Here is a 23,501-nt window from a genome sequence, read left to right as displayed (position 1 = left end):
CACTTCACGGGAGTCATGCCGCGCGGCGCTCGAACCGCTGGCTGTCGCCGTCCCCGCAGGACGACTGGACGAGACGGGCGTCGTCCGATGCGGATTTGTCCGCCACGTCCAGGCACTTGCCGCTGTGCCGCGCCACCAGGCGGTAGGTGTCGTCGCCCCGCTCCTCGAACCGCCACTGCTGGTGGGCGCCGGAGGAGCAGCGGTACTGGTTCACGAAGGCGCCGTCGGCGGTCGACTCGTCCGCGACGTCCAGGCACTTGCCGCTGTGCTGACTGAGGACGCGGACGTAACCGCCGCCCGCGTCCTCGAACCGCCACTGCTGCTCGAGGCCGCTGTCGCAGCCGCGCTGGACGACCTCCGCGCCGTCGTCGGAGGACCCGTCGGCGACCTCGACGCACTTGCCGCTGTGCCGGGCGGCGAAGGTGTAGTGGGGGCCGCCGCCCACGCCGTCAAGGGTCCCGACGTCCGTGTCGACGGAGATCTGCGGGTACCACGGCAGGCTCAGGCTGGTCCTGGTCGGGAAGTCCAGCGGCAGCCACACGTACTGCGAGTCGTTGACCGTGCCGCCCATGGAGTTGCCCCAGCGGTCGCCCATGTAGAGGTACGAGGTGGCCGAGTCCCCTTGCACGGGCAGGACGAAGGTGGTCTGGGAGCCGTGGCCGTTGGCGTTGCCCGTGTCCTTCATCTCGCTCCACGGGCCGGTGAGGTTCTCGGCCGTGGCGTACTTCTGCTGGTTGGGGTCCCAGCCGGTGGCCCCCGAGGTCAGCATGAAGTAGACGCCGTCGCGCTTGAACAGGGCCGGTGCCTCCCGCCACTGGCCGGGCCAAGGGTTGGCGACCAGCTTCTCGTAGCCGGTGTAGTCGGCCTTCAACTTGTAGATGTGCAGGTCGGCGTTGTTCTCGGTGGACGTGATCTGGTACGCCGTGCCGTCGTCGTCCTGGAACAGCGTCTGGTCGCGGGAGGTGGTGCCGCTCGGCGGCCGGAAGCTGCCCTTCCAGGTGTAGTCGCCGTCGACGGTGTCGGAGACGGCGACGGCCGCGCGGGACTCGGTGTAGTCCTTTCCGTTCTCCTTGTGCATCCACATGACGAACTTGCGGGTGGTCTTGTTGTAGATCACCTTGGGCCGCTCGATGTTCGAGACGTCGAGCTCCGGGTCGCTCTTCTGGGTCAGTACGTCCTTCCTGAACTCCCAGTTCTTCAGGTCGGCCGACCGGTAGACGGAGACCGCCTTGAAGGTGTTGTCGGCGTGGCGGTTCTCGCCGAACCAGTAGTAGTACGAGCCGGCCTTGACGACGCCGCCGCCGTGGGCGTGGACGCCGTTGCCGCCGGTGTCGGCGAACTGCGTCCCGTTGGTCACGGTGACCGGTGCGGCGTGGGCGGTCGTCGACGCGGCGAGCAGGAGGAGCACACACGCGGATGCGGCGAGCATGGGCGTGAGGGCGCGTCTGAACATGGGCGGTTCCCTTTCAGGTGGGGGCGGAAGGGGGTGGCACGGCGGCGCGGCGCCGGGCTCAGGGCACGACGGGACCGAGGTCCGGGGTGTCCGTGAGCAGCGCCCGCACGGCGGAGGTGGCCTGCAGCTCCAGGAGGACGAGGTCGTTGGAGCCGGGGCGCAGGACGGGGGCGGGGACGTACAGGGTGCGCTGCGGCCCGCGGCTCCAGTAGCGGCCGAGGTGGAAGCCGTTGACCCAGGCCTGGCCCTTGGTCCAGCCCGGCAGGGCAAGGAAGGCGTCGGCCGGGGTGGTGACGTCGAAGGTGCCGTGGTGGAAGGCGGGCACCGAGTCGCTGGTGGCGTCGGAGGGGGTGAAGGGCACCGCGTCCAGGTCGTCGAGGGGCAGGGGGTGGCAGTCCCAGCCGCTCAGGACGGTGCCGTTGAGGTGAATCGGGCCGAACAGGCCCTTGGGCGCGCCGATCCTGGGCCCGTAGTTGACCCCGCCCATGTTCTCCACGAGCACGTCGAGGGCGGCTCCCGCGCGCGGTACCCGGACGGGCAGGTTCTCCTCGTGGCGCTCGCGTTCGAGTACGCCGACGGGTGCGCCGTCCAGGAAGACCTGGGCGCGGTCGCCGACACCGCCCGGGAAGTGCAGCAGACCGTCGCCCGCCGTGGGGACGGTGGTGCGGTAGAGCACGTACCCGGACCGCAGTCCGAGTTCGTCCATCGTCGCGGGCAGGTCCGACCGTACGGGCTCGGCCAGGGCGTGCGCGTACGGCAGCAGCGGCGCCCGGCGGGTCAACCCGACCGCGGTGAAGGGGAGTTTGGGTGCGGCCGAGGGGGCCGGCTCGTCGGGCACGGGCGCGTGGCGGGCGATGACCTCGCGGAACGCGTGGTACTTCGGGCCGGGGTCGCCGGACTCGGTGAGCGGCGCGTCGTAGTCGTAGGAGGTGACGATGGGGGAGTAGGCGTGGTCGTGGTTGGCGCCGCTGGTGAACGCGAAGTTGGTGCCGCCGTGGAACATGTAGATGTTGACGGAGGCGCCCGCCTCCAGCAGCTCGTCGAGGTCGGCGGCGGCGTCGGCCGCGTCCCGCACGTGGTGCGGCTCGCCCCAGTGGTCGAACCAGCCGATCCAGAACTCCGAGCACATCAGGGGCCCTTCGGGCTGGTGCTCACGGAGGCGGGCCAGGGACGGGGCGACGCGGCTGCCGAAGGTGCCGGTGGCGAGGGTGCCGGGCAGGGTGCCTGCCGACAGGTGCTCCCGGTCGGTCTGGTCGCAGGTGAACAGCAGCTCTTCGACGCCGCGCGAGCGCAGCGCCAGTTCGATGTGCTTCAGGTACGCGGTGTCGTTGCCGTAGGCCCCGTACTCGTTCTCCACCTGTACGGCGATCACGGGGCCGCCCGACGCCGCCATGTGCGGCGCGAGAGCGGGCAGCAGCAGGTCGAGGTAGCGGTCGAAGGCGTCCGTGAACCGGGGGTCGCTGCTGCGCAGCCTGATGTCCGGGTCCGCGGTGAGCCACGAGGGCAGCCCGCCGCCGTCCCATTCGGCGCAGATGAACGGGCCGGGGCGCAGCAGGACGTGCAGACCTTCGGCCTGGGCCAGCCGCAGATAGGCGGGCAGGTCGAGGAGGCCGTCGAGGACGAGCGGGCTGTCCGGGTGGGGCTGGTGGAGGTTCCACGGGACGTATGTCTCCACCGTGTTGAGGCCCATGAGGCGGGCCTTGCGCAGCCGGTCGGCCCACTGGTCGGGGTGGACGCGGAAGTAGTGCATCGCTCCGGAGACGATCCGGAACGGCTCGCCGTGCAGGAGGAAACCGTCGGACGTCGTGGTCAGTGCGGGCATGCGGGATCTTTCCTTCGGCTACGGGGGTGTTCGTGCGGGCCGGGAGTGGGGGGGGGAGGGCTACTCCTTGACGCTGCCCGCGGCAAGGCCGGACTGCCAGTACCGCTGGAGCAGCAGGAACGCGGCGATGAGCGGCAGGATGGTGATCAGCGAGCCGGTGATCACCAGGTGGAAGACGGGCTGGCCGCCGGCCGTCGCCGCCTGCGCGTTCCAGGCGCTGAGGCCCAGCGGCAGCGGGTACCAGTCCGGGTCCTTGATCATGATGAGTGGCAGGAAGTAGTTGTTCCAGGTGTGCACCATCGTGAACAGCAGGACCGTCACCATGCCGGGGGCCAGCTGCGGCACGCACACCTGGAAGAAGATGCGCAGCTCTCCGGCGCCGTCCATGCGGGCGGCCTCCATCAGCTCGGTGGGGATGGCCTCGGTGGCGAAGACCCACATCAGATAGAGGCCGAACGGCGAGATGAGGGACGGGATGATGACGGCCCAGGGCGTGTTGGTGAGGCCCATCTCGCTGAACATCAGGAAGGTGGGGATGGCGAGGGCGGTGCCGGGCACGGCGACGGCGCCGATGACGACGGCGAAGACGGCGCGCTTGCCGGGGAAGGCGAACTTGGCGAGGGCGTATCCGCCGAGCACCGCGAGGACGGTGGCGCCGCCCGCGCCGAGCACCACGTACAGGAGGGTGTTGAGCAGCCAGCGGGTGAAGACGCCGTCGTCGTAGGTGAACGTCTCGGTGATGTTGTCCCACAGGGCGAAGTCCCCGGCGAACCAGAGGCCGAAGGACGAGGCCAGGCCCTTCTGCGTCTTGGTGGCGCTGATCACCAGCCACACCAGGGGCAGCAGCGAGTACACCACCACGAGACCGGTGAGCGAGGTCAGCAGCAGGCTGCGGCGGGGCCGGGCGACGCTGTGCCGCCGCCGGGAGCGCAGCCGGGCGACGGGCGGCGCGCTGCGCGGACGCGGCGCGGGCGCGGCCTTGGAGGTGAGGGTGGCGGGGCCGGCGGTGCTGCCCATGGGTCACGCTGCCTTTCGCATGCCGCGCAGCTGGACGACGTAGGCGACCACCATGGTGATCAGGCCCATGACGATGGCGACGGTCGCGGCGTAGTTCTGCTGCTGCCCGTTGAACGACAGCGAGTACGTGTAGAGGTTGGGGGTGTACGAGGTGGTGATGGCGTTCGGCGCGAGGTTCTGCAGGATGCTCGGCTCGTTGAAGAGCTGGAAGCTGCCGATGATCGAGAAGATCGTGGCGATGGCCAACGCGCCCCGGATCGCGGGCAGTTTGATGGCGGTGATGACGCGCAGCTGTCCGGCGCCGTCGATCTCCGCGGCCTCGTACAGCGAGTGGGGGATCACGCGGAGCGCGGAGTAGAAGATGAGCATGTTGTAGCCCGCGAACTCCCACGTCACGATGTTGCCGATGGACGCGAGGACGAGGTCCGGTGAGAGCGGGTCGGGCAGGGTGCTGTCCAGGGCCTCGTTGAGGTCCCCGACCAGCCCGAAACGGGTGCCGTAGAGGAAGCCCCACATGAGCGCGGCGACCACCGCGGGCACGGCGTACGGCAGGAAGATCGCGATCCGGAAGAAGCTCTTGCCGTACAGCCGTCCGCTGTCCAGCGCGAGTGCCACCAGGAGTGCGAGGCCCAGCATGATCGGCACCTGCACGGCCAGGAACAGCCCCACGCGGCCGACGCCCTCCCAGAACTCCCCGTCCTGCAAGGCCCGTTCGTAGTTGTCGAGCCCCACGAAGGAGGTGCCGCCGATCAGCCGGTCCTGGAAGAGGCTCAGGTAGACCGAGTACGCGATGGGGGCGAGGAAGACGAGCGCGAAGACGAGGGCGAACGGGCCGATGAACCCCCAGCCGGTCCAGGAGCGTCGCGTCTTGCGCACGGGGAGCGTCTTGCCCGCGGGGGGCGGGCCCGCGGCCGCGGATTGCAGAGTCGCCATGGTGTGTGGTGTTTCCTCGGTTCGGCTGGCTGGGCTGGTCGTGGGGCTACTTGACGGTGAAGCCCTGTTCCTTGCCGTACTTGACCGACGCTTCCTGCCAGGACTTCAGGCCCTGCTGGAGGGAGGTGCCGCTGACGTACGCCTTGCCGACGGTGTCGTTGAAGACGCTGTTCGCGTAGACCTGGTAGGGCAGGTAGGACCAGCCCGGCACGACCTGCTTCGCGGACTCGGCGAGGACCTGGTTGATGCGCTGGCCGCCGAAGTAGGCGACCTTCTTGTTCCGGAAGGCCCGGGAGCCGAGGTGCTCGGTGGTGGCCGGGAACGTGCCCTGGTCGATGCGCGTCTGCACGCCCGCTTCGACGGTCGCGTACTTGAGGAAGGCGTACGCCAGGGTCTTCTTGTCGCTCGCCTGCGTGATGGCGAGCGAACTGCCGCCGTTCTCGGCGGACTTGGCGGCGCCGCTCTCCCACTGCGGCATGGGCGCCACGCGCCACTTGCCCGCCGCGGTCTTGACCCCGGACTGCAGGCTGGACGGCATCCAGGCGCCGATGACCAGGGTGGCGATGGAGCCGTCACCGAGGCCCTTGTACCACTCGTCGGCCCAGGACGTGACGGGCGCGAGGAGCTTGTCGTCGATGAGCCGCTGCCAGCCGGCGGCGAACTTCCTGCTGCCCGCGTCGGCGAAGTCCACGCCGACATCGGTGCCGTCGATGGTGTACGGCTTGCCGCCCGCCTGCCAGATCATGCTGGTGGTGAAGCCCGCGTCGCCCGTGTCGTTGGTGATGTACGCCTTGGGGTCCGCGGCGTGCAGTTTCTCGGCGGCGGCGAAGTACTCCTCCCAGGTCTCCGGCACCTTGATCTTGTGCTTGTCGAAGACCTCCTTGTTGTAGAACAGGGCCATCGGGCCCGAGTCCACCGGCAGTCCGTACACGCCGTCGGTCCCGGCACGCACCGCGTTCCAGGGGCCGGGTGTGAAGGCGCTCTTGAGCTTGTCCGCACCCAACTCGCTGAGGTCGGCCAGGGACTTGGCGAGGGTGAACTGCGGCAGCGCGTAGTACTCGATCATGGCGACGTCCGGGACGCCCTTGCCCGCCTTGATGGCGTTCTGCAGAGCGGTGTACTCGTCGGTGTTGGTGCCGGCGTTCACCAAGTCGACCTTCACCTTGGGGTACTTGGCCATGAAGTCCTCGGCGACCTGCTTCATCGGCTCGTTCCACGACCAGACCGTGATGCTGCCGCCCGCCTTCAGCGCGGCCCGCAGGTCGGCGTCGGACAACGGCTCGGCGCCCGAGCCGCCGTCGTCGGAGGAGCCGCAGGCGCCCGCGGTCAGCGAGACCGACAGGGCGGCGCCCATCAGCAGGGCCTGACGCCGGGATATGGACATGGTGGTGTTCCCTTTCGTACGCGTGCACAGTGCGGGGGAGACGCGGGTGGTCACGTGCGGGTGGTTACGTAAACATGGGCTGTGCGCACGAGCGGCCAGGCGAAATGTTTACGTAAACTTCGGTAGCGCGTACGGTGGCACCCGTCACATCGGTCGGTCAAGGTTTCTCGCACGTAAAGTTCCACGTGGTGTCCGCGGGGCGGAGGAGGAGTGGCGATGGGGCTGTACGAAGAGGGGAGCCCCCTCCCCGGTCACGCGGGCGCGCAGCGGGGCGGGTCGGGAATCCCCGGCGGGCGGCGCAAACAGCGTGTGTCCATGGCTGACGTCGCGAAGCGCGCGGGTGTCTCCTCGCAGACGGTCTCCCGCGTTTCCAACGGTCACCCCGGCGTGGTCGCGGCCACCCGCGAGCAGGTCCTGGAAGCCATGCGTGAACTCGGCTACCGGCCCAACAGCGCGGCCCGCGCCCTGCGTTACGGCCAGTTCAACACCATCGGCGTCATTCTCCTCAACCTGTCCGCGACGGGCCGCAGCCAGACGGTGGGAGCGATCTCCACCCACGCCGCCGCGGAGGGGTACGCCATCACGATGATCCCCATCGACGTGCCGACCCAGGACAACGTACTCGGCGCCTTCACGAGGATGGGCGAACTCGCGGTGGACGCCGTCATCGTCTTCATCGAGGTGCACCTGCTCGACGCGGGCACGGTGACCCTGCCGCCCGGCGTGCACGTCGTCGTGGTGGACACCGACTCCGGCGACCGCTACCGCGTCGTCGACACCGACCAGGTCGGCGGCGCCCGGCTAGCCGTCCGCCACCTGCTCGACCTCGGCCACGAGACCGTATGGCACGTGAGCGGGCCCGAGGAGTCGTTCGCCGCCCAGCGCCGCGCCCGGACCTGGCGCACCACCCTGGAAGAGGCAGGACGCCCGGTCCCCGAACCGGTGCGCGGCGACTGGTCGGCGGACTCCGGATACGCGGCGGGCCTCGCCCTCGCCGAAGTCCCGGGCTGCACCGCGGTGTTCGCCGCCAACGACCAGATGGCGCTCGGGCTCCTGCGCGCCTTCCACGAGAGGGGGAAGCCGGTCCCTCAGGACGTCAGCGTGGTCGGCTTCGACGACGTTCCCGACTCCGCCCACTTCATACCGCCCCTGACCACGGTGCACCAGGACTTCACCGAGGTGGGGCGCAGGAGCGCGGTGGAGGCGCTGCGCCAGATCCGCGAGCGGACCCCGGCGAGCCCCGGGACGGACCTGGTGCCGACGCGGCTCGTGGTGCGCCGGAGCACCGCGCCGCCACCGCGCCGGGACAGTCTCTGAAGGCTTCACGCGCCCGACAGCACATCGCACCGCCCGTTCCACGAGGAGGAAGATGTCACCGTCCCACCGGCCCCGGGCCGCTCTCGCCATGTCGCGGAAGGCGGCCGAAGCGGTCCTGGAGCCGTCGGCCCTCGACGTGCTCGCCCAGGTCTGCGCCCTCGAACCACCGCCCGTACTCCACGACTTCGGCACCGAACGCGCGAAGGCCGTGCTGGCAGGCACCGAACTCCTCGTCACCGGCTGGGGCTGCCCGCCCCTCACCGCCGAAGTGCTCGCGATCGCACCGGAGTTGCGTGCCGTCGTCCACACGGCGGGCTCCATCCGCGCGCACGTGACCGACGCGTGCTGGGAGCGCGGCATCGAGGTGTCCTCGGCCGCCGCGGCCAACGCGCTGCCCGTCGCCGAGTACACCGTCGCGATGATCCTGCTCACCGGCAAGCGCGTCCTGGAGAGCGCCCGCGACTTCCGCGCCACGCGCACGGAGGTCGACTGGCTGCGCACACCCCGCGACACCGGCAACTACCGCCGTACGGTGGGTATTCTCTCCGCCTCCCTCATCGGCCGCCGCGTCATCGAACTGCTGCGCCCCTACGACCTGCGGGTGCTGCTGCACGACCCGTACGTGTCGGCGGACGAGGCGGCCGCGCTGGGCGTGGAGCTCGTGCCTCTCGACGGACTCTTCGCGCGGAGCGACACCGTGAGCGTCCACACGCCGCTGCTGCCCGCCACCCGCGGCCTGGTCGGCCGCGAACTGCTCGCCGCCATGCGCCCCGACGCCGTGCTCATCAACACCGCACGCGGCGCGATCGTCGACCAGGACGCACTCACCGAGGCCCTCACCGCGGGCCGCGTCCGCGCCGTGCTCGACGTCACCGACCCCGAAACCCTGCCCCCCGACCACCCGTTGTGGGACGCCGACAACGCCCTGCTCACCCCGCACCTGGCGGGCTCCCAGGGCAACGAGTGGCGGCGCCTCGCGGAACTCGCCGTGGACGAGGTGCGCCGCTGGGCCGCGGGGGACGGATTCGCCCATCCCGTACGACGCGACAGGCTGGCGTACCTCGCATGAGCCGGAGAACGAGCCGGGACACGAAGCTGACGGCGTGGCAGCTGCTGCCCCGCGACCACCACCTGAGCCCGCGCACGGGGTACACGCGAGACCACTGGGAGGCCGCGGCCGACGGCCTGCTGCGGGCGGCCTGGCGGTGGGCCAGCCCCGGGTGCGCGCTGCTCGACCTGCCGGGCCGGCCTTCCGTGTCGGGCGTGCGCTCCGACGGTCTCGAGGGGTACGCCCGTACGTTCCTGGCCGCCGCGTTCCGCGTGGCGGGCGCCGACGGCCGGGACCCGCACGGCTGGCTGGACCGCTACGCGCGCGGCCTCACCTCGGGCACCCGCACGCCGGGCCGCCACGACGCCGAGTCCTGGCCGCTCATCCTCGACCACCACGTCCAGGGCCAGCCCATGGTCGAATCGGCCTCCGTCGCGCTCGGCCTGCGCCTGACCAGGCCGTGGCTGTGGGACAACCTCGACGAGACGGTCCAGGACCGGGCGGAGGCGTGGCTGCGCGGCGCCCTGCGGCACGTGCCCGCGCCCAACAACTGGTACCTCTTCCCCTACACCGTCGCCGCCTTCCTCGAAGCGGTCGGCCGGGGCGACGGCCGGACGCGGCGCGCACGGCAGCGGGCGCTGGAGCTCCTGGAGAGCTGGTACGTCGGCGGCGGCTGGTACTCCGACGGCGACGGCCGCGCCTTCGACCACTACAACGGCTGGGCCCTGCACCTGTACCCGCTCCTGGAGGCACAACTTGCAGGCGATGAGCAGCTGTTGGAGCGTTACGGCCCCAGGCTCAGATCGCACCTCGAAGGGCAGAGCCTCCTCTTCGGCGGCGACGGGGCGCCGATCCACTTCGGCCGCTCCCTGACCTACCGCTTCGCGGCCGGGGCGAGCGTGGCTCTCGGCGCGGTCACCGGCCACACCCCGCTGAGCCCCGGCGTCTCGCGGCGCCTGATCAGCGGGGTGCTGCGCTACTTCCTGGACCGTGGCGCGGCGGACGACGACGGCCTGCTGACCCTCGGCTGGCACGGTCCGCACGAGCCGACCGTCCAGCGCTACTCGGGCCCGGCATCGCCGTACTGGGCGTCGAAGGCGTTCGTGGCGCTGCTCGCCCCCGCGGACCACCCGCTGTGGACGGCGACGGAGGAGCCCGTCCCCGTCGAAACGGCCGACCACGTCATGACCCTGCCCGCACCGGGCCTCCTCCTGCAGACGACACACGCCGACGGGATAGCCCGCCTCCACAACCACGGCAGTGACGACGTGCGCCCGCACGAGGGGGAGTCGGCCGCGCAACAGGACCCGCTCTACGGCCGCCAGGCGTACTCCACGCACACAGGCCCCACGGCTCTCGGGAACATCCCGGACAACCACTTCGCCGTCGAGATCGCCGGCATACCCAGCGTCCGCCGCCGCATCCACCCCCTGGGCGGCGGCCCCGGCTGGGCGGCGTCCTGGCACCGCCCGGTCTTCACGGAGGGCCCGCCCATGGTGCCGGGCCTGCGCGTGGAGAGCGTCACGGTGGCCCGCGGCCCACACGAACTGAGGGTCCATCGGGTGACGGGCGCTCGGGGTGGTGCCCGCGCGATCCAGACGGGCTGGGCGACACCGGCACTCCGCGACGCCCCCGGCGTCCTGGACGTACCCGACAAGTTCCCGCTCAGCGCGCTGCACGCCCTCCACGGCTGGACGTCCTCGGACGAGGTCCGCGCCCCACAGGGCACGGCCTACGCGCTCTCGGCCCGGGTCCCGCGTCTGACGGCGGACATCGTGGGCCCCACCCTCTTCGCCGCCGCGGCCACGCTCACAGCCGAACCGGACCCGGCGCCGCTCCCCGAGGCGGTGAGCGTGCTGACGGCGACAACCGACAGCATCGAGGTCCGCTGGTCGGACGGATTCCGCACGCGGGTCGGCTTCGGCCCGCCGACCGTCGAACATGTCCCGGCCGGGGGAGAGCCGAATATGGCCGAATAGCGCCTTGCGTCAAATACTTGGAGGCCCATTTCGCCAACCGGTTAGGTTAGGCTAACCTCTGCCGCGTGCATGAAGGTGAAGAGACCGCCGCGGCCACGCGCCCCCAGGGTCATCAACTGTCGGCCACGGGCGTCACCGTGGCGTACGAAGGCGTCGACGTCGTCCACGACGCCTCGATGACGCTGCGGCCGGGCGACGTGACCGTCCTGGTGGGACCGAACGGCAGCGGCAAGTCGACCCTGCTGCGCACACTCGCGCGCCTGCAACGGCCCCGGACCGCCACCCTCGTCATCGACGACGACACCGACGGCCTCGCCCTGAGCCCCCGGGAGTTCTCCCGCCACGTCGCCCTGCTGACCCAGGGCCGCCCCACACCCAGCGGACTGACCGTCCGGGACGTGGTCGAATTCGGCCGCTACCCGCACCGGGGCCGCTGGGGCAAGGCCGACCCGGGCGGCCGGGTCGCCGTCGACCGCGCGCTCGCCCTGACGGGCGTCTCCGACCTCGCAGGACGCGGCGCCGAGCACCTGTCCGGAGGGCAGCTCCAGCGCGTCTGGCTCGCCGGCTGCCTCGCCCAGGAGACCGGCGTCCTCCTGCTCGACGAGCCGACGAACCACCTCGACCTCCGCTACCAGGTCGAACTCCTCGACCTCATGCGGGACCTGGCGGACGACCACGGGATCGCCGTCGGCGCCGTCCTGCACGACCTCGACCAGGCCGCGGCCGTCGCCGACCGGATCCTCCTGCTCGACGCGGGACGCGTCGTCGCGGACGGCGAACCCGCGGACGTACTGACGTCGCAGCGGCTCACCGACACGTACGGCATCCGTATCGAAGTCGACCCCGACCCCCTCACCGGCCGCCTGCGCACCCGCGCCATCGGCCGCCACCACTCGCGAAGCGAAAGGCTCAGCACCACCTCATGAGACGCCTCCTCCTCACCGCGGCGGCCGCCACCGCCGCGGCCCTCGCCCTGTCCTCCTGCGGCACCACCGAGCCCGCCGCCGACGACGCGAAGAAGAACGCCGAATCCTTCACCCTCACCGACGGCACCGGCGCGAAGGTGAAGCTGAACGGGCCCGCCAAGAAGGTCGTCGGCACCGAGTGGAACGCCGTCGAGAGCCTCATATCCCTGGGTGTGGACCCCACCGGCGTCGCCGACGTCAAGGGCTACAAGACCTGGGACACCGCCGTCCCGCTGAAGAACGACCCCAAGGACGTCGGCACGCGCGGCGAGCCGAGCATGGACACCATCGCGTCCCTGAAGCCCGACCTCATCATCGCCACCACCGACCTGCCGGCCGCCGCCGTGAAGCAGCTGCGCGACATCGCCCCGGTCCTGAACCTGCGCCCCGCCGACGCCGCGGACCCCATCGGCCAGATGACCGAGAACCTCGACCTCCTCGCCAAGGCCACCGGCACCACGGAGCAGGCCGAGAAGCTCAAGAAGGACTTCGAGGCGAAGCTCGCCGACGGCAGGAAGAAGCTCGCCGCCGCCGGCCACGCCGGTACGAAGTACGCCTTCGCCGACGGCTACGTCACCGGCAACCAGACCTCGATCCGGCCGTACACCAGCGGCTCGCTCATCGGCGCCGTCAACGAGAAGCTCGGCCTGAAGAACGACTGGAAGGTCAAGGGCGACAAGGCCTACGGCCTCGGCACCACCGACGTCGAGGGCCTCACCGAGCTCGACAAGGATGTGGAGTTCGCCTACATCGGCAACGACGAGGACAAGGGCAGCACGCCGTTCACCGGCGCCCTGGCCAAGGACAAGGTCTGGACGTCGCTGCCCTTCGTCAAGAAGGGCAACGTCCACCGGTTGCCCGACGGCGTCTGGATGTTCGGCGGCCCCGAGTCGATGAACCAGTACGTCGACTCCGTCGTCAAGGCCCTGAAGAAGTAAGGCCCCGAGAAGTAAGGCCCTGAAGAAGTAAGGCACTGAGAAGCAACGCCATGGCCGTCACCGCAACCACCCAGCCCGCCCGTCCGTCGACAGCCGCCTCCCGCACGGGCGCGGCCGCGGTGACGGCCGCACTGCTCCTCATCGTCGCCGCTCTCGCGGTCGTGGACATCACCCAAGGCACGGCCGCCGTCGGCCCGTCCGAGGTGTGGAAGGCCCTCACCGGCAGCGCCGACACCGCTGACGCGTCCGTCGTCATCGCCTCCCGGCTGCCGAGGATGACGGCGGCGCTGCTCGTCGGCGCCGTGCTCGGCGCGGCGGGCGCCGCCCTCCAGGCCATCAGCCGCAACGTCCTCGCCTCGCCCGACACCCTCGCCGTCAACGCCGGCTCCTACCTCGCCCTCGGTCTCGCCGCCGCCACCGGCATCTCGCTGCCGCTCCTCGCCTCCTCCGGCGTCGCGTTCGTCGGCGGACTCGCGGCGGCGGCCGTCGTCCTCGGCCTCTCCGGCCTGGGCGCGGGCACCGTGCGGCTCGTCCTCGCGGGCAGCGCCCTCACGTTCGGCCTCACCGCCGTCACCGAGGGCCTCCTCCTGTTGTTCCCGCGGGAGACGGAAGGCCTCTACAAGTGGAACCAGGGCAGCGTCGCGCAGAACGGCTTCGACGGCGTGCTGCAGATGGCGCCCATCGGTGTCGTCGGCCTCGTCGGTCTGGTGCTGCTCGCCCGCAGGGTCGACGTCCTGGCACTCGGCGACGACGCCGCACGCGGTGTCGGTGTCCCCGTCCGCGCCACCCGCGTCATCGCCGTCGTGCTCGCCGCGCTGCTCTCCACGTCCGCCGTCACCCTCGCCGGACCCATCGGCTTCGTCGGCCTGTGCGCCCCCGCCCTCGTCCGCCCGCTCGCCCGCAGGTTCCGCGCGTTCACGCGGTCGCGGGCGCGGCTGCCGTTCGCGGGCCTCGCGGGTGCGGCCCTGGTGCTCGGCTCCGACGTGCTGCTGCGCGCCGTGGTGCCTTCGGACCTGGCGGTCGCCGTGCCGACGGGCGTCGTCACCAGCCTCGTCGGCGCCCTCTTCCTCATCGTCATGGCCGCGCGGGTCCGGGACTCGGCGGGCGCCGCCCCGCCCGACAGGCTGCGCATCCGCAGCCGCGCCGTCTTCGTCACCACGACGGCCGTCCTCGTGCTCGTACTCGTCGGCCTGACCATCGCCGCCGTCCTCATCGGGGACAGCAAGCTGCTGCTCGGCGACGTGGTCAACTGGGCGCAGGGCAGGGCGGGCCAGACCGTCTCCTTCGTCCTCGACACCCGGCTGCCCCGCGTCCTCGCCGCCCTCCTCGCGGGCGCGGCGCTCGCCCTCGCAGGGACACTCATCCAGGCCGTGACCCGCAACCCCCTCGCCGACCCCGGCATCCTGGGCGTGACGAACGGTGCCGCGGTGGGCGCCGTCATCCTCGTGACGACGGTGCCCATGGCCGGGTCGTGGAGCATCGCCGCCGGCGCGTTCGCGGGCGCCGCGGTCAGCGCGGTCCTCGTGTTCGGTCTCGCGGCGAAGGGCGGATTCCAGCAGAACCGGCTGGTCCTCGTCGGATTCGGCGTCGCCACCGGGGCGGCGGCCGTCATCAGCCTGCTCATCATCCTCACCGACCCGTTCAACGCGACGAAGGCGCTGACCTGGCTCGCGGGATCGACCTACGGACGCACCCTGCCCGACGTGGTGCCCCTCGCGGCCGTCCTCGCCGTGGGCCTGGCCGTCACGGTCGTACGACGCGGCGAACTGGACCTCGTGTCGCTGGACGAGGACACCCCGAAGCTGCTCGGCCTGCGTCCGGGCCGCGCCCGCCTCGGCTTCCTCGTCCTCAGCGTCCTGCTGAGCGCCACCGCCGTGGCCGCGGCGGGCACGATCGGCTTCGTCGGACTCGTCGCGCCGCACGCGGCCCGCGCCCTCGTCGGCCGCCGGCACGTGCGTGTGGTGCCGGTCGCGATGCTGCTCGGGGCCGTGCTGGTGTGCACCGCCGACCTGGTGGGCCGCACGGTGATCGCACCGGCGCAGCTCGGTGCCGGGCTCATGACGGCCGTGATCGGCACGCCGTACTTCCTCTATCTGCTCGTACGCAGTCGTTAGGGGAGGGCGTCGAGGCGTTCGCGCAGCGTGCCGGCGAACTCCTCGGCCCGCGCCAGCTGCGTCCGCAGATCCGCCACCCGGTCCACGGCGGCCTGCTCGAAGTGCCGTACGCGATCCAGGAGTTCCTCGCGCTCGGCGCCCTCCGGCGCCGGGGACGCGTCGAGCCGGTCGGTGGCCGCCAGCAGGTCCCGCATCTGATCGAGGGTGAAACCCAGCGGCTTCATGCGGCGGATGACCATCAGGCGGGCGACGTCGCCCTCGGTGTAGAGGCGGAAACCGCCCTGCGACCGGGCCGAGGGGATGACGAGGCCCGTCTCCTCGTAGTGCCGGATGGTGCGCAGCGACAGCTCGGTCCGTGCGGCGACCTCGCCGATCTGCATGTGCTCGCTGCTCACGCGGGAGCCTTCCTGAATCCTGACGGCGGGGGCCGCAGCCATCTCTACCCTAACGTTAGGGTAGAGTAGGTGATCCTTGGGGCGGGCCCCGCGCCGCCCCCTGCGAAGACCGATGTCCGCGGGAGAGGGCGTGCGCCTGCCGCTCCCCGCGCCGCGGCCCGCAGCCCGTGGGCTTCGCGGACGGCCGCCCGGTCTCCGACGCCTTCCGCACGCCCCCACGACACCGGGCGTGCCCGAGCATGACAGGTACCCACTCTTGTCCACCTCCGCACTGTCCCCGGCCGCACGGCTGCGCGGTCTGAAGCCCGACTGGCTGTCCGACCCGAAGGTGTGGCGCACCGAGATCCTGGGCGGCCTCGTCGTCGCCCTGGCGCTGATCCCCGAGGCGATCTCGTTCTCGATCATCGCCGGGGTCGATCCCGCGATCGGCCTGTTCGCGTCCTTCACCATGGCCGTCACGATCTCGATCGTCGGCGGCCGCCGCGCGATGATCTCCGCCGCGACCGGCGCCGTCGCCCTGGTGATCGCCCCGCTCAACCGCGAGCACGGCCTCGGCTACCTCGTCGCCGCCGTCATCCTGGCGGGCGTCATCCAGATCGCGCTCGGCGCGCTCGGCGTCGCGAAGCTGATGCGGTTCGTGCCGCGCAGCGTGATGGTCGGCTTCGTCAACGCCCTCGCCATCCTGATCTTCACGGCCCAGGTGCCCGAGATGCACGACGTGCCCTGGCCCGTCTACCCGCTGCTCATCGGCGGTCTCGCGCTCATGGTGTTCTTCCCGAAGGTCACCACGGTGATCCCGGCACCGCTCGTGTCGATCACCGTCCTCACCGCGATCACGGTCGCCGCGGGGATCGCCGTGCCGACCGTCGGCGACAAGGGTGAGCTGCCCTCCTCGCTGCCGGTCCCCGGCCTGCCCGACGTGCCCTTCACGATGGACACCCTGACCACCATCGCCCCCTACGCGCTCGCCATGGCGCTGGTCGGCCTGATGGAGTCCCTGATGACGGCCAAGCTGGTCGACGACATCACCGACACCCACTCCTCCAAGACCCGCGAGTCCATCGGCCAGGGCATCGCCAACATCGTCACCGGCTTCTTCGGCGGCATGGGCGGCTGCGCCATGATCGGCCAGACGATGATCAACGTGAAGGTGTCCGGGGCCCGCACCCGTCTCTCCACGTTCCTCGCGGGCTCGTTCCTGATGGTGCTGTGCATCGTCTTCGGCCCGGTCGTCTCCGACATCCCGATGGCCGCGCTGGTCGCCGTGATGGTGATGGTGTGCTTCGCGACGTTCGACTGGCACTCCATCGCCCCGAAGACGCTCAGGCGGATGCCGGCAGGCGAGATCGCCGTCATGGTCATCACCGTGGCCTGCGTGGTCGCCACCCACAACCTCGCCGTCGGTGTCGTCGTCGGCTCCGTCACCGCCATGGTGATCTTCGCCAGGCGCGTCGCCCACCACGCCGACGTCACTTCCGTCACCGACCCCGACGGCACCGGCGTGGTCTACTCCGTGACCGGCGAGCTGTTCTTCGCCTCGTCGAACGACCTGGTCACGCGGTTCGACTACGCGGGCGACCCGGACCGGATCGTCATCGACCTCTCGTCCGCCCACATCTGGGACGCCTCCACGGTCGCCGCGCTCGACGCCGTCACCGCCAAGTACGGGCAGCGCGGCAAGACCGTCGAGATCATCGGTCTCAACCGGCCGAGTGCGGAGATCCACGAGAAGCTCAGCGGCGAACTCACCGGGGGCCACTGACGCGGTCAGCCGGCCGGTCTGCCCGGCTGGTCGTGCGTGGCGCAGTGGATGCCGCCGCCACCGGCGGCGATGGCGTCGATCCGGACCGGCACGACATCACGCCCGGGGAAGTGCTCCCGCAGGATGCTCCGGGCGCGGCTGTCGGCCCTGCGGTCGCCGAAGCGGGGCATGAACACGGAGTCGTTGGCGACGTAGAAGTTGGCGTACGTCGACACGAAGTCGTCGCCCTCGCCCGTGATCCGCGACAGGTCGGGCTGGGGCAGGTCGACGACCTGGAAGGGCCTGCCCCCGGCGTCCGTCGCCTCGCTCAGCACGGCCCTCGCCTGATCGGCCGCGCGTGACCACACGTCGGCGGGCGTGTCGGGGTGCGCCGTGTCCAGGAGCACCACGCCCGGCGCCGTGAACCGCACGAGGCTGTCCACGTGCGCGTCGGTGATGTCCTGGCCGCGCACTCCGGCCAGCCAGACCACCTTCCTGATCCCCAGGGTCCGTTTGAGCTCGGCCTCGATCCGGTCCCGGCTCTTCCAGGGGTTCCGGTTGTCGTTGACGACCGAGCTCTCGGTGACGAGCAGCGTGCCCTCGCCGTCCGTCTCCAGTGACCCGCCCTCGGCGGTCAGGGGCGCCTCCCTGCGGGGAATGCCGTACTCCGCCAGGAGTGCGCGGCCCACCCGGGCGTCGCGGGTGTGCTCCTGTTTGCCGCCCCACCCGTTGAAGTTGAGGTCGACGCCGGTCACTTTGCCGCCGTCCTCCACGAACACCGGCACCGTGTCGCGGGCCCACAGGTCGTCGACGGGCAGCGGAACGACCTCGACGCCGCGCCCGCACGCCTTTCGCGCGGCGGCCAGCTGCTCGGGCCCGGCCATCATCACGACGTGCTCGTACTCCGCGACGGCACGGGCCACCCGGGCGACATCCTCGCGTACGCGGCGCAGGTCCTCGCCCCACACGGAGTCCAGCGCGGGCCACGACATGAAGGTGCGCGCGTGGCTCTCCCACTCCGCTCCCGTGCGGGGCGTCCGGTCCGCCGCGTCCTCGCCGCCGTCTTCCTCTCCCTCGTCGGGGCCGCAGGCCGAGGCGCCGAGGGCGGTGGCGCCGATTCCGGCGAGCATGCGCAGTGCCGAGCGGCGGGGCGGCAGGTGGCGGGGCGGGAGGCGAGGGGGCACGGTGAGCTCCGGTCATGGGGCGGTGGGCCTTCGAAGCCGACTCTGACACGGACTGAAAATTCAGTCAAAGAGGTGGGCGGGCCGGGGCCTGAAGGCGTGGGGCGGGCCGATAGGGTTCCGAGCCATGGCGCCCCGCACCACCCAGATCCTCGAAGCCGCCGCACGGCTCATCGCCCGCCGTGGCGTCCGCGGCCTGCGCGTCGAAGAGCTCGCCGCCGAGGCGAACGTCTCGACCGGGCTCATCTACTACCACTTCAAGGACCGCACCGGCATCCTGCGTCACACGCTGGAGTTCATCAACGCCCGCGCCGAGCGCTACACGACCGCCCGCGACGCGGACGCCGCACCGCTCACGCCGCGGGAAGAGCTGGAGGAGATCCTCCTCCTGGAGCTTCAGGACACCCCGGAGGTCCGGGAGAACAGCTCCGCCTGGGGCGAGCTGCGGGCGAGTGCCGTCTTCGACGAGGTGCTGCGCGAGGACCTCGCCAGGGCGACCCTGGTCTGGGTGCAGGAGGTGGCCGCCCTCATCGGCCAGGTGCGGCCGACGGCTCCGGCCCCCGCCCTCACCGGGGCCGCCGAACGCCTCACCGCCCTCCTGGAGGGCCTCAGCATGCGCTGGCTCAGCGGCGGACTGCGGCTCGACCACGCACGCGACCTCATGCGCGACGCCCTCCGTGCCGAGCTCGCGCTCCTGAGTGGTGGTGTAGACCAATGACGCAAGTGCCTCCGTACGGGGCGTACGGGGGTGCGATTCCCACCCGTACCTCTGGCCACGCCTGATCAGACGTGGTATAGACGTATGAAAGAAGTAAGCGAAGCATCCGAAGAAGTGCTTCGCGGAAGTACCTCTCGGCCCGCCTCGGCCGACAGGCGGCGTACCGCCGGAAGGTCTGCTCCCGTGCATGCTCACGATCACGCTCCCGCCCCCGCCCCGGCCGCAGTGGCAACGCGGCACCCCCGCAGGAAGCTCCGCCTGCCGCACCCGGGCACGGCGCGCAGACTGCGGCGCGCGGGCATCGCGAAGGTGGTCGTCGCCGACTGCCTGGTCCGGGTGTCGCTGCGGGGCGAGATCACCGCACGCGAAGCCGACTCGCTCGCGGCGCAGCTGCGCACCCTGGTCCAGGACGGCTGCCGTCATCTGATCGTCGACCTGTCCGAGGTCACCTACCTGGCACGGGAGGGCGCGGGCGTCTTCCTCGGGACGCTGCGGGCCCTCAAGGCGGTGGAGGGCTCCCTCGCCGTACGAGGCGCCTGCCCCCGCTCCGCGGCCACGCTGCACTGCCTGGGCATGGGCCGCCTCGCGGAGTGACGCGGAGCCGCCCCCGCGGGGCACCGCCCCCGGATCAGGCGTCCGCCGCGTCCCGCCGCGTGAACCGGTGCCACCAGTGCCGTCGGCGAGGATGCACGGCCCGTCCCAGCCGGCGCCCCAGGACGAGGTAACCCAGCAGGGCCCCGGCCGTGTTGAGGATGACATCGTCGATGTCGAAGGTGCGCCCCGTCACGAACGCGCCCTGCGCCAGCTCGACGAGCACCATGGTCACCGCCGTGGCCAGCCCCACCCGCACGAACCCGCGGGTGCGGGGGAGCACCACGGGCAGCAGCAGCCCGAACGGCACGCCCAGCAGGATGTTCCCGCCGAGCTGCTTGACGGTGTCACGGAAGGCGGGCTGCGCGAGATAGTCGTCGATGGAGTCGCCCGGCGTGAAGTTGCTGTGGGTCAGCGCCTCGGAACCCGCGGACGGCTCCAGCGTCAGCCGGGCGAGCACCACGGCGAACGCGACCATGGCGGCGAAGGCCACCAGCATGGTCACCGCCCGCGCCATCGGCCGCAGGGGCGCCGCGCGTTGATCGGTGTCACCGGCTCGCGGGCCGGTCCTCTTCGAACGGTCTCTCCGTGCCATCAGTGCCTCCTGGCCTCATGGCCCTCTGGCGTTCCGGCCTCATGGGAAAGTCGTGCTCAGGTCGGTTCCGTGCGGCCGAACAGGCCCGCGTGACCCGGCGGCAGCTGGGTGAGGATGCGGCGCAGCAGCGCGTCGTCCGCGGCCCCCGCGAGAATGCCGAGCACGGCGGTGACGGAGCGCCGCGCCCCTGCGGTGTCCTCACCCGTCCTTGCGGCCACCGCGTCGACGAACCCTGCGGGCGGCAGCGGCTCACTGGCCGGCTCCGCGTCGGCCAGCAGCGTCCCGCACTCGGCGGGCAGCAGCCGGGCCAGATCGGTGCGGTCGTCGCCCACCAGATGACCGCCCAGGACGACGAGCACGTTCTCCATGGCTCCGGCCGCCTGCTGACGGCTGGTGAAGCCCCCGCGCTCCCGCACCTGGTCCAGCAGCGCCTCCAGGGATGTTTCCATGCTGAGCCCCTCTCGGCCCACGTGGTGGTCAACCGCTCACGAAGCGGCGTACGTTGTCGAGGTCGCCGCAGCACGCCCGCAACTGCCGGCAGCGCTCCTCGGCGAAAGCGGCGCCCAGCCGGACCCGCCGCGCCCGCGTGACGCTCTCGCGGGTGTCCACGAGGAGCGTCCCCTCCGTCTCCTGCGTGTACTCGGTCACCGACGTGACGAGCTCGTCGAGTCTGTCGTCCCAGGTGTGGGGGGCGCCCGCATGCGCCTCGATGAGGTCGAGCAGCGCCTCCGCGCCCTCCTCGTGCGCGACGACACCGCGTTCGATGACGTCCTGGTCGATGCCTTCGTAGCGGGTCAGTTCGGGGTAGACCTCGAACTCCTCGGCCCGCACATGGGCGACGTAGAGATCCGCGAACTCGTGCAGCGCGTGGGAGCGTACGGTCTCCGTGCCGCTGCGCATCTGACGGAGCAGATCTCCCGCGATCCGGTGGTCCTTGAGGATCAGCCCGACCACGTCCTGAGATGGTGACATCAGTGCCTGCCTCTCTGGTCCGTTCTGGCTCCGTTACCCGGACCGGGCGACCTGATGCGTGATGTGCGGGCGGGGAGTGACATGTCTTCCCGTGCGAGGCGTGCGCGCTCCACCTCCACGGTGTACTGCGCCCCGGCGAGCAGAGCGAGGTTGGACACCCACAGCCACACGAGGAAGACGACGACGCCCGCGAGGGAGCCGTAGAGCTTGCCGTACGTGCCGAAGACGGTCGCGTACAGCGTGAACAGGCCGGATGAGAGCAGCCACAGCAGCGCGGAGAGCAGCCCGCCGGGCAGAATGTGGCGCCAGCCGCGGGCCTCCGGTGGAGCGTTGCGGAAGAGGACGAGGACGAGCAGCAGCACCAGGCAGACCAGGGCCGGCCACTTCAGGACGGCCCAGGCGGTCTGCCCCGCGTCACCCAGACCGACGCGCCGCCCCACGTTCTCGGCGAGCGGGCCGGTGAGGACGAGCAGCAGCGCGCTGGCGACCAGCAGGGCGAGCAGCGTCAGCGCGGTCATGAGCACGCGGTGCGCCTTGCGCAGGGTGGGCCGGGCGTCCGCGACGCCGTGCATCGCGTGCAGCGCCCGCCGGAACACGGCCGCGTAACTGGAGGCGGACCAGAGCGCGCTGACCCCACCGGCGATCACCACCGTGACGGCCGCGGACCGCGCCTCCGCCATCTCGGTGAGCGCCGCGTGCAGGGAGGGGCCCGATTCCGCGGGCGCCCAGTCGGTGACCTCGGCGATGAGCGCCTGGGTCGTGCCGGGACTGACCAGACTGATGAGGCTGACGGTGACGAGCAGCGCGGGGAGCAGGGCGAGGATCGCGTAGTACGTCAACGCCGCCGCCCAGTCCGACAGGTCGTCGTTCCACATCGACACGGGGACGCGACGCAGGGCGCTGCGGCGCGGGGCCCACGACGACGGGGCGTGGGAGCGGCTGCCGGGCGGGGGCGGTGAACTGGAACGGGAAGTGTCCATGCGGGGCCGCTCTTTCTTGCGTGTCGGCGGCGGGACTGCCGCCTTCCGTTCTCTCCGGGGCCCGGGCAAGACGGAAGCCCCGGACTCCCACATGCGGAGTCCAGGGCTTCTCTTGAGCGCTGGGCAGGCCTTGCACCTGCATTTCCCCGCAGGAAGCGGGGCGTCTTTCCTTGGACGACCAACGCCGGTCCTTCGAGCCGGAAGTCCGGCGCGAGGAGGCGATAGTGATCTTATCCCATGACGGCCGGTGCTCTGTACCCCGGCCGCTCATGGCGCGGACGTCGCGGATGTATCGGATGCATCGGACGGCGCGGACGCGGAGGCGAGCGCGTCGGCTCCCAGCAGGCGGGTCATCGTCCCGGCGGCCCGCACGGCCGCGTCGGCGCAGCAGTTGTTGAACAGGACGTGGACGCGCTCGGCCCGCTCGGCGAGCGTACGCAACCGGGGCAGCCACTCGGCGAGTTCGTCGTCGGCGTACGCGTACCGGAAGCGGTCCTCCTTGCTCCCGCGCCCCCACGCGGCACTGCGGCCGTGGAACCGCACGACGGACAGCCGGGGCCGGGTGACCGGTGCGTACGGCGGCAGGGCGGACGGCAGCGACTGGTTCATGTCGACGGCGACGGCCGCCATGCCGTAGCCCGCCAGGAGCGCACGGGTGGCCTCGGCGTTCTCCCCGCGCCACCAGTCGGGATGCCTGAACTCCACCGCCACCGGCCACCCCCGGGTCCGCCGCGCGGTCGACGCGAGGAACTCCTCGGCACGCTCGCCGGGCCGCAGCCACGGAGGGAACTGGAACAGTACGCTGCCCAGCCGCCCGGCCCGCCGCAACGGCTCGACCCCGTGGGTGAACCGCGCCCACGCCTCGTCCAGGGCCGCCGGGTTCCGGCTGTCGGGGGGCAGCCCGACGGGCCAGTCGGCGGGCAGGGCGCGACGGGCGGTGGGGTGCCCGGTGAGCAGCGAGAACGCCTTCACGTCGAACGTGAAGCCGGCCGGCGTCCGCTCCACCCAGAGCCGGCTGTTGCGCTCGCCGGGCAGCGCGTAGTACGTCGAGTCGACCTCGACGACGGGAAACCGCTCGGCGTAGTACCGCAACCGCCCCGCCGCGTCCCGCCGCCCGCGCGGATACCAGCCGCTGCGCACCAGCGCCGGATCGGTCCACGAACAAGTGCCCACAAGGATGTTGCCCATAGGAGCCCGGTACCCATCGGCCGGGTGCCCACGCGAAGTGGCCTGTTGCCGAGCCATACGGGTCCCCGAGTAGGGTCGGGGACCCCCACATACAAAGAGCCGCGTTCGCGCGGCCGCAGATCAGGAGCACCAGTGCAGGGCACCCCCCACATAGCCGGCACACCGCACGA

The 23,501-nt window shown here is 71.4% G+C and carries 21 protein-coding genes; 9 read left to right on the top strand and 12 right to left on the bottom strand.

Annotation, left to right across the window (positions count from 1 at the left end):
* Nucleotides 1–13: 13 nt before the first annotated feature.
* The 5 genes from AB0N81_RS00245 to AB0N81_RS00225 are packed head-to-tail and all read right to left on the bottom strand — an operon-like array spanning nucleotide 14 to nucleotide 6,609.
* Nucleotides 14–1,453 (bottom strand): RICIN domain-containing protein, encoded by a 1,440-nt coding sequence (locus tag AB0N81_RS00245; RefSeq protein WP_365354275.1) that lies wholly within the window; start codon nucleotides 1,451–1,453, stop codon nucleotides 14–16.
* A gap of 58 nt (nucleotides 1,454–1,511) precedes the next feature.
* Nucleotides 1,512–3,275 carry a beta-galactosidase family protein gene (locus AB0N81_RS00240; RefSeq protein ID WP_365354274.1) on the bottom strand — a complete coding sequence of 588 codons (1,764 nt, stop codon included), beginning with the start codon at nucleotides 3,273–3,275 and terminating at the stop codon, nucleotides 1,512–1,514.
* Nucleotides 3,276–3,335: 60 nt separating this feature from the next.
* A complete protein-coding gene (locus tag AB0N81_RS00235) occupies nucleotides 3,336–4,292 on the bottom strand; it encodes a carbohydrate ABC transporter permease (protein WP_365354272.1) in 957 nt (318 codons plus the stop codon).
* Between the two features lie 3 nt (nucleotides 4,293–4,295).
* On the bottom strand, nucleotides 4,296–5,225 hold the full coding sequence (locus tag AB0N81_RS00230) for a sugar ABC transporter permease (protein ID WP_365354270.1): 930 nt from the start codon (nucleotides 5,223–5,225) through the stop codon (nucleotides 4,296–4,298).
* A 46-nt stretch (nucleotides 5,226–5,271) separates the two neighbouring features.
* On the bottom strand, nucleotides 5,272–6,609 hold the full coding sequence (locus AB0N81_RS00225) for a sugar ABC transporter substrate-binding protein (protein ID WP_365354268.1): 1,338 nt from the start codon (nucleotides 6,607–6,609) through the stop codon (nucleotides 5,272–5,274).
* 315 nt (nucleotides 6,610–6,924) lie between these two features.
* Between AB0N81_RS00225 and AB0N81_RS00220 the strand changes: the two genes are divergently transcribed.
* From AB0N81_RS00220 to AB0N81_RS00195, 6 genes are all read left to right on the top strand, one after another.
* Nucleotides 6,925–7,926 (top strand): LacI family DNA-binding transcriptional regulator, encoded by a 1,002-nt coding sequence (locus AB0N81_RS00220; protein WP_365354267.1) that lies wholly within the window; start codon nucleotides 6,925–6,927, stop codon nucleotides 7,924–7,926.
* A gap of 52 nt (nucleotides 7,927–7,978) precedes the next feature.
* A complete protein-coding gene (locus tag AB0N81_RS00215) occupies nucleotides 7,979–8,995 on the top strand; it encodes a hydroxyacid dehydrogenase (RefSeq protein ID WP_365354265.1) in 1,017 nt (338 codons plus the stop codon).
* Nucleotides 8,992–10,953, top strand: coding sequence for a DUF2264 domain-containing protein (locus AB0N81_RS00210; RefSeq protein ID WP_365354264.1), 1,962 nt, complete (start codon nucleotides 8,992–8,994; stop codon nucleotides 10,951–10,953). The genes AB0N81_RS00215 and AB0N81_RS00210 overlap by 4 nt, the downstream gene beginning before the upstream one ends.
* A 65-nt stretch (nucleotides 10,954–11,018) precedes the next feature.
* Nucleotides 11,019–11,879: an ABC transporter ATP-binding protein gene (locus AB0N81_RS00205; protein WP_365354262.1), complete on the top strand. Its 861-nt coding sequence runs from the start codon at nucleotides 11,019–11,021 to the stop codon at nucleotides 11,877–11,879.
* The gene (locus tag AB0N81_RS00200) at nucleotides 11,876–12,856 is read left to right on the top strand and encodes an iron-siderophore ABC transporter substrate-binding protein (RefSeq protein WP_365354260.1); all 981 of its coding nucleotides are present in this window, start codon (nucleotides 11,876–11,878) and stop codon (nucleotides 12,854–12,856) included. The genes AB0N81_RS00205 and AB0N81_RS00200 overlap by 4 nt, the downstream gene beginning before the upstream one ends.
* Before the next feature lie 50 nt (nucleotides 12,857–12,906).
* Nucleotides 12,907–14,970, top strand: a complete 2,064-nt coding sequence (locus tag AB0N81_RS00195; RefSeq protein WP_365354259.1) for an iron ABC transporter permease — start codon at nucleotides 12,907–12,909, stop codon at nucleotides 14,968–14,970.
* On the opposite strand, the gene AB0N81_RS00190 is transcribed toward AB0N81_RS00195, so the two are convergent.
* On the bottom strand, nucleotides 14,967–15,365 hold the full coding sequence (locus tag AB0N81_RS00190; protein WP_365354257.1) for a MerR family transcriptional regulator: 399 nt from the start codon (nucleotides 15,363–15,365) through the stop codon (nucleotides 14,967–14,969). The genes AB0N81_RS00195 and AB0N81_RS00190 overlap by 4 nt on opposite strands.
* Nucleotides 15,366–15,636: 271 nt before the next feature.
* On the opposite strand from AB0N81_RS00190, the gene AB0N81_RS00185 reads away from it, so the two are divergent.
* Entirely contained in the window at nucleotides 15,637–17,127 is a 1,491-nt protein-coding gene (locus AB0N81_RS00185; protein ID WP_365354809.1) for a SulP family inorganic anion transporter, read from the top strand.
* 5 nt (nucleotides 17,128–17,132) lie between these two features.
* Here AB0N81_RS00185 and AB0N81_RS00180 read toward each other — a convergent pair whose 3' ends face one another.
* Nucleotides 17,133–18,236, bottom strand: coding sequence for an agmatine deiminase family protein (locus AB0N81_RS00180; protein ID WP_365354808.1), 1,104 nt, complete (start codon nucleotides 18,234–18,236; stop codon nucleotides 17,133–17,135).
* A gap of 178 nt (nucleotides 18,237–18,414) precedes the next feature.
* Between AB0N81_RS00180 and AB0N81_RS00175 the strand changes: the two genes are divergently transcribed.
* Entirely contained in the window at nucleotides 18,415–19,005 is a 591-nt protein-coding gene (locus AB0N81_RS00175) for a TetR/AcrR family transcriptional regulator (RefSeq protein ID WP_365354256.1), read from the top strand.
* 183 nt (nucleotides 19,006–19,188) lie between these two features.
* Entirely contained in the window at nucleotides 19,189–19,599 is a 411-nt protein-coding gene (locus AB0N81_RS00170) for an STAS domain-containing protein (protein ID WP_365354255.1), read from the top strand.
* A gap of 34 nt (nucleotides 19,600–19,633) precedes the next feature.
* Here AB0N81_RS00170 and AB0N81_RS00165 read toward each other — a convergent pair whose 3' ends face one another.
* The 5 genes from AB0N81_RS00165 to AB0N81_RS00145 all read right to left on the bottom strand — a co-directional run bounded on the left by AB0N81_RS00165 (nucleotide 19,634) and on the right by AB0N81_RS00145 (nucleotide 23,331).
* Nucleotides 19,634–20,191, bottom strand: coding sequence for a VanZ family protein (locus tag AB0N81_RS00165; protein ID WP_365354253.1), 558 nt, complete (start codon nucleotides 20,189–20,191; stop codon nucleotides 19,634–19,636).
* 56 nt (nucleotides 20,192–20,247) lie between these two features.
* On the bottom strand, nucleotides 20,248–20,640 hold the full coding sequence (locus AB0N81_RS00160) for a DUF2267 domain-containing protein (protein ID WP_365354252.1): 393 nt from the start codon (nucleotides 20,638–20,640) through the stop codon (nucleotides 20,248–20,250).
* A gap of 28 nt (nucleotides 20,641–20,668) precedes the next feature.
* On the bottom strand, nucleotides 20,669–21,163 hold the full coding sequence (locus AB0N81_RS00155; protein ID WP_365354251.1) for a hemerythrin domain-containing protein: 495 nt from the start codon (nucleotides 21,161–21,163) through the stop codon (nucleotides 20,669–20,671).
* A complete protein-coding gene (locus AB0N81_RS00150; protein ID WP_365354249.1) occupies nucleotides 21,163–22,143 on the bottom strand; it encodes a YihY/virulence factor BrkB family protein in 981 nt (326 codons plus the stop codon). The genes AB0N81_RS00155 and AB0N81_RS00150 overlap by 1 nt, the downstream gene beginning before the upstream one ends.
* A 267-nt stretch (nucleotides 22,144–22,410) precedes the next feature.
* Complete coding sequence (locus AB0N81_RS00145) at nucleotides 22,411–23,331, bottom strand: DUF72 domain-containing protein (protein ID WP_365354248.1); 921 nt, start codon at nucleotides 23,329–23,331, stop codon at nucleotides 22,411–22,413.
* Between the last annotated feature and the right edge of the window lie 170 nt (nucleotides 23,332–23,501).

Source organism: Streptomyces sp. NPDC093510 (genome assembly GCF_040683555.1).
Taxonomy (GTDB): Bacteria; Actinomycetota; Actinomycetes; order Streptomycetales; family Streptomycetaceae; genus Streptomyces.
The sequence above is the reverse complement of the archived record's forward strand: the minus strand, read 5'-3'. Positions and strand labels throughout refer to the sequence as shown.